Below are 12866 nucleotides of genomic sequence, written 5' to 3'. Positions count from 1 at the left end.
CTAGTATAAACCAATTTAGCTGGGCGCATTGCTAGCAGGACTAACCTCTTGCGCCGTCACTTCTTTGCGACTACTACTATACCAATTTATTCTTCGAGTCAGGATCATCACCAACGACAATACAATAAAGCATATTAGACTGCCCATTAGTAACGCGTAATCCTCCGCTCCAAGCATGCCATAGAGCAACGAATACAGTAGAGTTAGGCCGATAAAGAAATACCCACCGAGCACTTTGCTTTTTAGTACACCGGTGACATACCAGCTCAATAAGCCTGTGGCAGCCAGTGTGGAAATCATATAAGCAACTCCAAAGCCAAGGTGTTCACTTAGTGAAATCAAAAGCAAGTAGAAAATAGCCAGTGCAAGACCAACAAATCCATATTGAACTGGATGAATAGGTTCCTCTCTTACAAGCTCTAACAGGAAAAAACTCGCCATTACCAATAAAATGACCATAAGCGCATAATTCACAGCACGATGACTTTTTAGGTAGTGATCAACAGGGTCCACCAGCGAAACGCCCATGGTACGTTCAGTCAAATCACTACAAATACTGCGCAAGATACAGTTCTCAAAAGTGCTCTTCATATTGGTAGAAAAAAAACTCGCCTGCCAGTTCGCAGTAAACCCTTCATTACTAATATCAGAGTTTACTGGTAAGTAAGCACCTTCGAAACTGGGGTGAGGCCAGTTCGCAGCCATACTTATACGTGATTCTCTACCTAGTGGCGAAATAGATAGCTTTTCCATGCCCTGTAAGTAAAGATCTGCTACGAAAGATAATTCAGAGTCCTTTAGTAATTGAGATAAATTCAATGGGGTATGAATGCCATCCGGTAATTTTCTCAATTGTGTACCCGGCAGGATTTTAACCTTTTCATCGGCAACTTTAACCACTGAGTCTAATCCAATACCCCGGATATCAGAAATACCAAAAGCCAAACTAATCGAAGTCACACGATGCTTTTTTAGAAACTCAAGCTCAGAGGTTTTAAACACGCCTGTTAGCGTGTTGTTAGAGCGATATAGCGTCGCTTTGTAGATGCTGCGATATTTTTCAAAAGTATCTAGTTTACTGTGAATTTGCAGCGTATCAGGGAGTAAAAATGTTTGTTCTTTAACGATACTTACAGTCTTTTCGCGTGTTATGTCTCGTTCATATTCAACATAGATAAACGGGCCCAAGAGTCGCTGCTGTGCACTGCTGCTCATTGCGATATCTTGCTTCACTTGCTCTTGCATCTCGCTTCGTTCATAAATTAAGTCTTTAATCATGACCATTGGGATCATCAATATAATAATCAGTCCAATAAGGATGCCAAACTTAACGCCTATTCTTTCTTTATTTTGATTGTTCATCACTAACTCCTTAGGTTTGCCAAACACTGTAGCAACCTATAATGGGCAGCCTATGGAGTTTGTATGGAGAGTTTATGTAGACTTTATGGCGAGGGTGACAACAACTCCACTTTTCTCATTTTGGACCTTTAAATAACCAAAATGGAGTTTGGCTATTTGCTCCACAAAATTAAGTCCCAGACCTGTGCTTTTATTGCCTGTTGCCCTTGGTAAGGAATAAAACCGTTCAGTCAATCGCGGGAGTGCATATTCTGGAATTACCGGGCCATCGTTATATACCTCAAAACAAATATGCGATGACGACTGTCTTACTGAGACCTGAAGCTTTCCCCCTTGCGTTGCAAAATCCAAAGCATTTTCAAATATATTAAGAAGCGCTTGACGAAGCAAAAACTCATCCCCTTCAAAAGTTAAATCTGATTCTGAATTAAAGACATAACATAAGGATTTCTGTTCTACTTTTACGCTGATAGCATCCACAACGTAATCAATAAGCTCTGAACAGCGCAATCGTTTGGGTTTTTCTAATTGTGGTAATTTTTCCAGTCGAGTCAGCTCTAGTAACTTATCTATAAGTAGTTGCATTCGCTCAGACTCTCGCTCAATATTTCCAGCGAACTGATTGCGCTTTTCATCATCCAAAGGCAACTGCAATAATTCACTGGCGCCTTTGATGCCAGAAAGCGGGCTCTTGAGTTCATGCGTCAGAGTTTCAACATAAGACTCTACGTATTGCTTACCGTCTAATTGCGAACGCATTTGCGTCAATGCTTCGCTTAACTGGCTGTATTCATAAAATATTCTAAACACCGGCTTAGCTGCTTTTTCTCCCTGACCCATTTTATACGCATAAACCGACAACTTACTCAGTGCTGAGTTTATTCGCCAAGCAATCAAAGCTCCGACACATAATACCAGCACACTCATAACAGCCAACCAGTTAAACACGCGTTGCTGAGACAGTTCGATAAATGGCTGTACAGAGCGATTTGCTTTCGCCACTGTCAGGCTTCCAATGGTTTTTCCTTGATAAATAACCGGCGCTGCAACATGCATGACTGTGGACAAAGGATCATCAGGATCCACCGCCGTCGAACGAGCCCCATACATCCCTCGTAATGTGAGATATACATCATTCCATCTCGAAAAGTCACTGCCTATGTCCTGTTGCCAAGAATCTGCAACAACGATCCCTTTTGAGTCAGTCACGTAGATCCGATGCGACATCGCTTTTTTATCTACCCCCCAAATAGCTGCATCAACACTTCGGTTGCCAAACTTCTGTATCAAGGTCGAAATTTGACTTGTTTCTAACGTGCCACTTGCCAATTCTTCGGCAACAAGTACAGCGAGTAAATTAGCCATATCAACCAAAGTTTCTTCGGTCGTTTGACGCACGGTTGGTTTAATCTCTTTTATCAACGTCGAACTAACAAAGTAGGTCGTCATTATGACAATAACGAAGTACAGTAAAAACAGACGTAGTCCGAGCGGGATCTTTGGCCAGCGCTTCACTCTCTATTCCTTGTCAAAATAATAGCCAAAGCCACGTTTTGTTTTCAAACTTTCGGCCATATCTACCTTTTGTAACTTATTGCGGATCGATTTAATGTGAGAGTCTACGTTGCGTTCGTATGCCTCTTCAATCGGCATATTGGAAAACTCCATCAGTTGCTGTCGGCTTAACACTCTAGGAGAGGATTCTAACAATGCATTCAATAATCTAAACTCAAGTGCTGTAAGTCCCAAAGCGATAGGACCTTTGTAATAATCATAGTTTTCAATTCGTAAGGTATCGCACGACTGTTCAGAAGCAACAATTGTTGGCTGTCTCACTGATTTGAGCCGCAGTTTAACTCTAGCTAACAATTCTCTTGGGCTAAATGGCTTAGTTACGTAATCATCAGCGCCTATCTCTAGCCCCACAACGCGGTCAATTTCGTCAGAGCGCGCTGTCAAAAATATAATTGGAATATTAGAGAACCCCCTTATTTGCTTACACAGTTCAAAGCCATTGCCATCGGGTAGCCCCACATCCAGTATCAATAAGTCTGCCGTTTTGCTTTTTAAGTACGTAAGTCCTGCGCCTGCCGTGTTAAACCAGTGAGCTTTGAAGCCATCCATTTCCAGTACATGAATGAGGGTATCTGCAATCGCAGATTCATCCTCAATAATGACAATATTCACGTTGATTCCTCAATATAATCTGAGCTGATGTGGTCCCGATCATCTATTTCAGTCCGATGGGCCAATAAAAGCTTTTTTATATATTAACAGCGACTATGTCATGACATAAAGCGTAATTAACATTATGAATAATATAATGATATGCCTGAATCGAATTGAGGCTTTATATAACACCAAGTTGAATGGCAACTTCTCTTATGACAGGTAAAACTGACACCACCAATAAGGCTGCCATCGCATAATTAAATACTTTCCGATACTTTTCTTTGGTTAAAATTCGCTTTAGAACTGAACCACAGAGTAACCAAGTACCCACACACGGAAATGCAGCAACGAAAAACACCAATGCTATGGTGATATTTTGCGTATAGTAGCCATCCCCCATAGATGTAAATGCAGCTATGGCCCCCGTCGCCACTACCCATGCTTTGGCATTAACCCACTGGAATAGTGCCCCATTCAGAAAAGACAGTGGTTTGGCTTCATCCGTATCAATGGGTGCGCCCGCAGACTTCGCAATAACCCAAGATAGATACAACAAATACGACACACCGACACATTTAATAATCAAATGTAAGCTAGGAAACGCAGTGAAAACTTGACCAAATCCAAAGCCGATTACCAGTAACATCACACTAAAACCTGCGCAAATTCCAGCTAGTAAGGGTAATGTCTTTTTAATTCCAAAATTAAGCGCTGAGGTCATGACCATAATATTGTTTGGCCCCGGTGTAATAGATGTTGAAATAGCAAATAAAATAACTGCTAATAAATATTCCATACTTTCTCTGCTTCCTTCTTGTGACGTCTTAATTGTAAATTGAGCCCTTATGGAACAAGGCTTTTATTCAATGTACAACGATGTGCTGTCACTGGCCAATGCCCTTTCGCTATATGACTAACCAACAATGTCCCGAAAACAACCTCAAGCCACAACTTATCATTGTTTCTTCCTGTTCATTTAAGGCTTTTGGACTAAAGTTATGCTGTATACCCTACTAAACAAAGAAGTATACAGCGCCATAACACACCTTTGGTTGGTCAAAACCATTGTAATTATGGGAAAGGAGCGTATGACTTATACCAAATTACTCGTCGTCGACGATGATGTGATAGACAGGAAAACGATCATAAGGACCCTGTCTTCAGAGCAAAATAACTATGACATTGTAGAGGCGGATAGCGCTGATGATGCTTACGCCTATCTAGAAAAAATGCATTTTGATGTGATCTTAATGGATTACAACATGCCCCAAATTAATGGGGTTGAGGCGATTGTAAAACTCAGAAGTCAGCCACAGTTAAAACATACAGCCATCGTGATGATAAGTAATTTATACAATGAACCACTGGTGCTTGATTGCATCAACGCTGGTGCTCAGGATTTCTTATTAAAACAAGAGGTCACAAGTACTCAGCTTACTCGCTCGATTTTACAAGCTCGCAAAAGACACGAGTTGGAGCAACAGCTTTATGATAGCTACCGACAGGTCAAACAACTGGCTGAAAAAGACACCTTAACTGGACTTCATAATCGATTTCACTTTGATGAAATGTTAAATCGACTACTGCTTGCAAGACAACGCAGAAAACGTGAGATTGTTGCGGTAATGATGTTGGACCTAGACAAGTTCAAGCATATTAACGATAACTTTGGTCATGAAGTTGGTGATCAACTATTAATTGCTGTCGCAGGTCGAATAAAAGAAGTGCTTAGAGAAAATGAACTATTGGCACGCCTTGGAGGTGATGAGTTTGCCTTTGCTTGCGCAGAGCTCACCTCTATTAGACAGATAAAAACCATTGCTCAACGTGTGCTGGATACTTTTCATGTCCCCTTTGAAATTGATGGTCACGCAGTACACTGCTCCGGTAGTATCGGTATTGCGGTGGCTCCTATCAATTCAGAAAATCGCAAGGAGCTTATGAAACTCGCTGATATTGCTATGTACCGCGCAAAAAATGGTATCAGTGACAAGATTTGTGTCTTTCAAGACAACATGCAAGAAGCTTTCTTACTTAAATACCAAATCGAATCAGAGCTTAGGCAGGCAGCCAAAAGCCAACACTTTGAGCTTAGTTACCACCCTGTTATTGAGAGCCAATCAGATACGATTACCATGATTGAAGCTTTAATACGCTGGCCGTTGGCAAATACAACGCAACTTCCCGATGAGTTTATTCCCATTGCGGAGGAAGCGGGCTTGATCCAAACAATTGGCCAATGGGTGCTTGAACACGCGCTTGACCAATTTAAAGACATGTTATGCGATGATCACTATAAGTTTAGATTGTCTGTAAATGTATCTGCTTGCCAACTTTGCGACAATGGTTTCGTCAACACCGTACAAAGCGCCCTTGAGCAAGCGTCAGTAGCACCTCAAATGTTAGTGCTAGAAATCACCGAAGCGGCGCTACTACAAGATGACCAAACAATTAACAACACCCTTATGGCTCTATCTGAAATCGGAGTTGGACTCGCTCTAGATGACTTTGGTTCTGGCCTTTCTTCAATTTCACACCTTTTGCACTACCCGTTTGAAATTGTAAAGATTGACAGCTCCATTGTGCAAAACATTGCGCAACCTGACTCAAAGCAACATGATATGCTGCAAGGCTTATCTTTCATGTTAGACAAGCTCAATATAAACGTAATTGGTGAGGGGGTCGAAACAGCAATGCAAGCAAAGGCGTGTAGCGGCATGGGCATTACACTGCAGCAAGGCTTTTTGTTTTATCAACCCATGAACGAGGCAAAAGTTAAAAGCATTTTAGAAGATGAATCTAAAGCTAACCGCTTGTCCTTGGTGCACGATGCTGTAAATACCAACAAAAAGGAAAGCTAAAACATCAAGTATTGACCTAAGAGCGTCTTGGGCTCACGAATTAAAGTGAGCTCCAAGGAACGGTTTCAATTGGTTCTTAAGTTGCGCAACGTCGTAACGACCTTTCACTATGTAGGCTTTTACAACCGGATGAACTTTCACTCTATCAAGGTCCTCCTGCCTTTCAGAGCTACTGAACATAATAACAATGGGGTCAAAGTTACAATCCGCTTTTAACTTTTTGAATTCTGTCAAAAATTCAAAGCCATCCATCAAGGGCATATTGATATCTAGAAATATAAAATTAGGCGGGTACGCATCGGGGTATTTAGCCATATTTTCCTTGTAATTAACAAAAAAGTTGAGTGCTGAAACACCTTCAGTACACTCAAAAATTTCGCTAATCGGTATTTGAGTCTGCCTCAACTGGCGAATTAAGATGTAGCGATCATCTTCACTATCATCGACAATCAAAATCGATATTGGATTCATAGAGTTTATTTCCTTTTAATTTCTATACAAAAATAGGAGCCCTCTGTCGAGGTATCAAAAGAAATGCTACCTTGCATTTTTTCGACATGCTTTTTCACAATGGCAAGTCCTAATCCTGAGCCCGATGCCAAATTAGGATGAAATCGCTTAAACATCTGATAAAGATCGTCGTGATACTGCTTAGGTATACCGACCCCATTGTCTTCAACGTTAATTGTTAGTAACTCACCGTCACAAACTATACTCAATTTTACGAAAGGTTTTTCTTTGTGTTTGTCTTTGTACTTAAAGCCATTTGAAACTAGGTTTTCAATTATCTGCTGGTATCTAATTTTATGTCCACGAATAATAGGGTTTACAACATCTATATTGACCAAAAAAGTACTGCCATCTTCATCAAAAAAAGTTCTTCGTTTGTCTGTTATCTCCGCAACTAGCTCTTTAATATCAAACTCAGCTTCTTCATCATTGAGTAAATCAATCTTAGTCAATGAGAGTACATCGTCCACAAGACTCTCTAGCTTGGTAACTTGCGATTGAACTCTAAGCACATTACTTTTGGCTTCTTCTATGTCCCCGCTCTCAATATCCAGTAATATAAATTCGGTTAGTTTTTTTGACGAAGTAAGTGGCGACTTCAAATCATGGGAGGTACGATATGAAAACTGACTGAGTTCTTCGTTGGCTTTTTCTATGCGTCCGATATTTTCCGTCAGTTTAAGCCGCATTATATCGAGATGTTTACTAAGCACTCTAAATTCCGTGGGATATTTAATACGTAACTTACCTTCTAGTTCTAAAATGGAAAGACGCTCAGAGAATTGATTTATTTCACTCAATGGCTTTATCACGAAGGAGCGGTACAACAGAGAAGTCACAAAAAACATCAATACAAGTATAAAACCACACACCATAAATACAGCGAACGCAACTTCCTTAAGCAGTTCGCTCGCCTCTTCAAGGGGGTAGAGACCGTATATATGCCAATTCCATGGTGAAAATGAATATTGTGAGTATATATAACGCTCACCATTGAGTTTAATTAGGTTCAAGCCAGCATTAAGACCTGAAAAGCTCGACTCTAAATCTTTGTCATCAATATGGATAAAGTAATTTTTATTGTACAAGTACGCGTCATTTTCCTTGTCAAAAATAATGAAACTACCTTTGTAAACGTTACTTTCGATGTTAATTTCTGCAATAATTTCATCCTGATATGCCGCAACATAGTTACTGAGCTGGTCCATTTTATTTCTCAGTAGCACTTCATGTCTCGCTTTAACATGCAGCTCAACAAAATCTTTTGTATGGATGTCGTTGACCAACTGCAATTTATCGTAGGTACTTTCTTTAACAAACTGATATGCAATAACTCCCACCAAAATGGGTCCTATCACCACCAAGGGAAATGAAGTTATTAATAGTAAGTCACGCAGCTTCATGGGTTATTGCGCTCAATGAAAAACATTGCGACCAGCAATACTTAATAAGTCGTATGGAATAACAATACCTAGTTGTGTTGCAGTTCGAATATTAAATGCTAGTATTTTTCGCGGCGCTGCTTGTACCTTTATCATTGCAGGGCTAACGCCTGAGAAAATCTCTCTTATAATGCCGGCAGTTTGCTCAGCAGTGCTTTGTATGTCAGGTATAACCGTAAAAAGTGCGCCTTGTTTAACTGAATTTAAATTAGCACCATACAACACAGGTTTTAACATAGACATTTGGTGAACAAAGTCCGACCTTTCACTAAAAGGGCCATTTACGGACCAAAAAAAATCAACTTGAGGTGCGATAGACGCAGCCGCTTCAAGTGCTTGATGATATGTTTCGTCAAGTTCTACTTCGTTTCTATCACGATACTTAATCACTCGTTTCGTAAAGTTAATAAGTTGGTAGTTTGTGGCAATAGACTCAAGCTTATCTATGTCAGTGAGTGCCGCAGGATATGAAGTTGCAATTACACCAATGTTGGTCTGCCTAGCTTTAAGCAGTTGGTTAACTATTTCTAGCTTCGTGCCCCTGCCCACAGAGTAAATAGAGCCAGTGATAAAGTTTATTGGGGACGATTGACTCGTTGGCACTAACCCCGCGCCATGTGGGTCTGCTACCGTTACAAAAACCATTGGTATACCCTTGCCAGTCAAAAGCTTCTTGCCAATTTTAGAAGCGAGCGTACCGTTGGTGATCAAAAGATCAAAACAACCGCATTCGATTTGCTCTAATATGTGACTGGTTATCTTCTCGCTTTGACCATCTCCGTTAAAAACGGCTATGTCTAAATCCATATCCAATCGGTGTAGCTCTTCAAATATATGCTGGGTTTGTTTAGTCACGATTGGGACGGGCAGAGTTTCTACAATCAGTATTTTTTTGGGGCCAGCAAGCGCGAGTGTACTTGCCATAATAAAGCCACACGCCCATAACCATTTAGATAAAAACATAAATAATCCTTCACCGTTAGATAAACAAAAGCTCATCTGTGCATCAAAAAGGACGCGGTAGTCGTAAAAGTCACTAAATGCCCTTCCCGATACTGAAGTTAAGACAGCTCCCCTCGCCCTCACTGTCGGCAATCCAAATACTGCCTTTGTGCTTATTAATGATCCGTTTTGCCGTTGCCAGCCCCAACCCGCTTCCCTGATAAGTATCAGAACTGTGCAACCTTACAAGCGGGTCAAACACTTGCTTTCTATAGTTTGGGGGAATACCTATTCCGTTATCTTGTAGAGAAAAATACCAATGTGTTTCATCATTATGATGTGTAATCGAAATGTGTGGTTGCTTGTTGCAATATTTTAGAGAGTTTTCAATTAAAATTTGAAACAGCTGTACGATAAAACAAGGGATTGCGTTTATAGTTGGCTGCTTACCAAAGCTAATTTTCGCGCTGCGACTACTTACCTCAGATGATAAATTCGTTAATGCTTGTTCAATACACAGGTTAAAATCTGTTGGCTCAACAAGGGGTCCTGTTTGTAAGTCTAATTGCGTATAAGAAACCAACGCGTTGATCAGCTGATACATTTGCAAAGAAGATTCGGACATTAGGTGGAGCTTGCCTAAAACTTCTTTTGGTATGTCATCACTAAATTTATTAATGATTAGTTGGCCCATTTTTAAAACCGCATTTGCCGGTTGCTTCAAGTCATGTGCAAGAACATGTGCAAATTGAGCCAGCTCTTTGTTTTGCTCTGCAATCTTTCGTTGTAACTGCATGGATTCTATCGCGTTGCCAATTGCCCTACTCAATGAGTAATGAGTCAAACCGCTTTTGCAGATGTAGTCTGAAGCACCACTTTTAATTGATTCAACGGCAACTTTTTCACTGCCCTGCCCAGTTAGCATCACAATGGGGATAAAAGGTTGAGACTGTTTAATTTGGTTCAAAGTATGTAAACCGTCTGAACCGGGCAATGAATAATCAAGCAACACAGCATCAACTTTGACCTCATTGAATATTTCTACGCCATACTCTCCAGATTCTGCTTCTTGGATACTCCAATTCGCATTATTTTCCCGTAACAAACGCCTGATGACATATCTGTCATCTTCGCAATCGTCGATCACTAGAATGGTCTTAGCATCCATGGTTAATCTCCTTTGGGGAGGATAGCAATTTGAAACCAATAATCTTTTAACTTTTGTATTGCCTCAAAAAGTGAGTCTAGCTTTACGGGTTTTTGAATGTAAGTGTTGGCACCAAGCTCATAGCACTCTGCAATGTCCTTTTCATCATCAGAAGTCGTTAGGACTACAACAGGAATATTACTGAAACGCCGATCCTGTTTTATTTTTTTGAGTACATGCCTGCCATCTAACCCTGGCAAATTGAGGTCGAGTAAAATAATGGCTGGTTTGAGATGTTCCTCTGACCATGGCTCGTTTAAATATTCCAAAGCCTCCTGCCCATCTTCACAGCGCTTCAGTGGATTGGACAAATTCCCGTCTTTCTTAAACGCTCTAAGCGTTGCGTAGTAGTCGTCGTCGCTATCTTCGACAATTAATATCAGTTTATCATCCTGCATTTTCTAGCTTCATTTCCATTAGAGTAAAGTAAAAGCGCGTCCCTTGTCCTAATTCCGATTCATACCAAATGCGACCACCATGCCTTTCGACTATTTTTTTGGCAATAGTCAAACCTGCACCGGTACCCTCACCAAACTTTTTAGGACTATTCAACCTTTTAAAAATCTTAAAAATATCGTCTCCAAATTGGGTATCAATCCCAATACCATTGTCAGCTACACAAAAAGCGTTGACCGATTGTCTATAACTAACAGAGACTTCTTTCTTATTTGATAAGTTATATTTATAGGCGTTAACAATTAAATTGTACAATAGCTCTTCTATACGTACTCGATTACCCATCACTTCTGGCAATGGACACTCCACAGAGACCTCTACGTTGTGCTCAGCCAAACTTTCTGCCAAGCGGCTTTTAGTACTATTAACCAGCCCTTCCATGTCTATAACTGCCATCTCGGGTTCTTCTCGCCCAAGTCGCGAATAGTGCATTAAGTCGGAGATTAATTTCTCCATCTTAGATCCCAAGTAAATAAGGCGATTTAGCTTGTAGACACCTTCATCGTCTAGCTGCCGTTCATAATCTTCTTTGAGAAAACAGGCGTGGTTTTGAATAGCGCGAAGAGGCTCCTTCAAATCATGAGAAGCGATGTAAGCAAAGTTATCTAGCTCAGTGTTAGATTTTGAGAGCTGTTCAATAAGTCGTTCTTTTTCTTCGGCCAACCGAACGGGTATTGATACATCTTTCAAAACACAACAGAAAATTTGCTGTTTTTGGCTCGTAAATTGAGTAATCCCCAAGTCTAGTGGGAATACTTCACCACCTTGCCTGACTCCGTAAACTCGCTTTACCTCTCCCAATTCAATTGAACTAGTAGTCTGTTCTCCACTACCTAATAAACTGGGTAAAAACTCTGTTTTAAATGGCTCGGGAAAAAGCTCATAAAGTTTAGTACCAATGATTTTTTCCCTGCTTATCCCAAATATTGACTCTACAGCGCCATTTACACTACGGACTTGCCCTTTGCCATCAATCGTGACAATACCGTCTATGGCATTTTCTAGCGTGGCTTTATATTCATTGTCTTTGTCTCTAATAATTGAGTCTGCAATGAGTGACTTTAAAAGATAGAAAATGGCCACCCCGGCTAGCAAAGATATAAGTATTCCATTTAATAAAGCGATGTAATGAATATTGGAACCATCGTGCGCTTGCTTGCTTTTCTTGGGCCATACTGCTATCTCCCACTGCACACCATACAATGCAAAACTATGTGTGTAACCAGTTTCATTGTCAAAGCTCAGACCTGCTTCTGTTTTGCTATACATCACTTCTTTTTCTGAATGTACTTCGATATTGTAGTCTTGAATAAATTCATGTGGGAGTAAGCTATCTACTAGCAAAGAGATATCAAAAACCCCTAAGATAAACCCATCGAAACGGTCGTCAATAAAAATAGGAAAGTACGCCAGAAACCCCTTCCCCCCTTGCACCAGCTTAACCGGCTTGGAAAGTGTGTAAGATTTTAGTTCTTTGGCTCGATCTAGCGCTTTTTTTCGATTTTCCTCAAAGGTAAGATCTAAATTGACCGCATTTTCATTTCCTTTTAGCGGCACAACCCACTTTACGATGTAATCTCGATTTACCCACTCGACCGCCCTTAAACCTGCATGATCATTGACATAATCCAGCGCATCGAGCTGCCACTCTGAAAAAGGTGGGCCTTTGCGTGTTACCCAACGATTTCTCATCCTTTCTAGCGCATTGATAATTGCAGGCATAGAATTAATAAATTGATGTTCAATTAATTCTGATTTTGCCATTGATGTGCTTTTGATTAAGCTGTTGTCTTGGTCAATAGAGAGTCCCCATATTCGTATAGAAATGAGCACACTTACTACCACACCACCTACCACAACCAATATTGCTAGGTTTAAACGTTTTTTCGCGTTGCTGATAGATTTGGTCAACTA

At 40.5% G+C, this 12866-nt stretch carries 11 protein-coding genes; 1 reads left to right on the top strand and 10 read right to left on the bottom strand.

The window, feature by feature from the left end; translation table 11 throughout:
• Nucleotides 1-15: 15 nt before the first annotated feature.
• From creD to N475_RS06130, 4 genes are all read right to left on the bottom strand, one after another.
• A complete protein-coding gene (gene creD, locus N475_RS06145) occupies nt 16-1362 on the bottom strand; it encodes a cell envelope integrity protein CreD (protein ID WP_063356566.1) in 1347 nt (448 codons plus the stop codon).
• Between the two features lie 72 nt (nt 1363-1434).
• A complete protein-coding gene (creC, locus tag N475_RS06140; protein WP_063356567.1) occupies nt 1435-2877 on the bottom strand; it encodes a two-component system sensor histidine kinase CreC in 1443 nt (480 codons plus the stop codon).
• 3 nt (nt 2878-2880) lie between these two features.
• Nucleotides 2881-3549 carry a response regulator gene (locus N475_RS06135; RefSeq protein WP_063356568.1) on the bottom strand — a complete coding sequence of 223 codons (669 nt, stop codon included), beginning with the start codon at nt 3547-3549 and terminating at the stop codon, nt 2881-2883.
• Between the two features lie 163 nt (nt 3550-3712).
• The gene (locus N475_RS06130; RefSeq protein ID WP_063364865.1) at nt 3713-4330 is read right to left on the bottom strand and encodes a LysE family translocator; all 618 of its coding nucleotides are present in this window, start codon (nt 4328-4330) and stop codon (nt 3713-3715) included.
• A 202-nt stretch (nt 4331-4532) separates the two neighbouring features.
• Here N475_RS06130 and N475_RS06125 point away from each other — a divergent pair, with 202 nt between their 5' ends.
• A complete protein-coding gene (locus tag N475_RS06125; RefSeq protein ID WP_081232377.1) occupies nt 4533-6395 on the top strand; it encodes a two-component system response regulator in 1863 nt (620 codons plus the stop codon).
• A gap of 33 nt (nt 6396-6428) precedes the next feature.
• Here the strand turns inward: N475_RS06125 and N475_RS06120 are convergent, their stop codons facing one another.
• The 6 genes from N475_RS06120 to N475_RS06095 form a co-directional block, all read right to left on the bottom strand.
• Nucleotides 6429-6866, bottom strand: a complete 438-nt coding sequence (locus tag N475_RS06120) for a response regulator (RefSeq protein WP_063356570.1) — start codon at nt 6864-6866, stop codon at nt 6429-6431.
• A gap of 5 nt (nt 6867-6871) precedes the next feature.
• Nucleotides 6872-8245, bottom strand: a complete 1374-nt coding sequence (locus N475_RS06115) for a sensor histidine kinase (protein WP_063364864.1) — start codon at nt 8243-8245, stop codon at nt 6872-6874.
• Nucleotides 8246-8320: 75 nt separating this feature from the next.
• The gene (locus N475_RS06110; RefSeq protein WP_063356572.1) at nt 8321-9310 is read right to left on the bottom strand and encodes an ABC transporter substrate-binding protein; all 990 of its coding nucleotides are present in this window, start codon (nt 9308-9310) and stop codon (nt 8321-8323) included.
• A 73-nt stretch (nt 9311-9383) separates the two neighbouring features.
• Nucleotides 9384-10457, bottom strand: coding sequence for a sensor histidine kinase (locus N475_RS06105; RefSeq protein WP_063356573.1), 1074 nt, complete (start codon nt 10455-10457; stop codon nt 9384-9386).
• A 2-nt stretch (nt 10458-10459) separates the two neighbouring features.
• Nucleotides 10460-10894 carry a response regulator gene (locus N475_RS06100; RefSeq protein WP_063356574.1) on the bottom strand — a complete coding sequence of 145 codons (435 nt, stop codon included), beginning with the start codon at nt 10892-10894 and terminating at the stop codon, nt 10460-10462.
• Nucleotides 10884-12863, bottom strand: a complete 1980-nt coding sequence (locus tag N475_RS06095) for an ATP-binding protein (RefSeq protein WP_063356575.1) — start codon at nt 12861-12863, stop codon at nt 10884-10886. The genes N475_RS06100 and N475_RS06095 overlap by 11 nt, the downstream gene beginning before the upstream one ends.
• Nucleotides 12864-12866: the final 3 nt, after the last annotated feature.

This window comes from Pseudoalteromonas luteoviolacea DSM 6061 (assembly GCF_001625655.1).
Lineage (GTDB): Bacteria > Pseudomonadota > Gammaproteobacteria > Enterobacterales > Alteromonadaceae > Pseudoalteromonas > Pseudoalteromonas luteoviolacea.
This window is presented reverse-complemented; position numbering and strand designations above follow the sequence as displayed.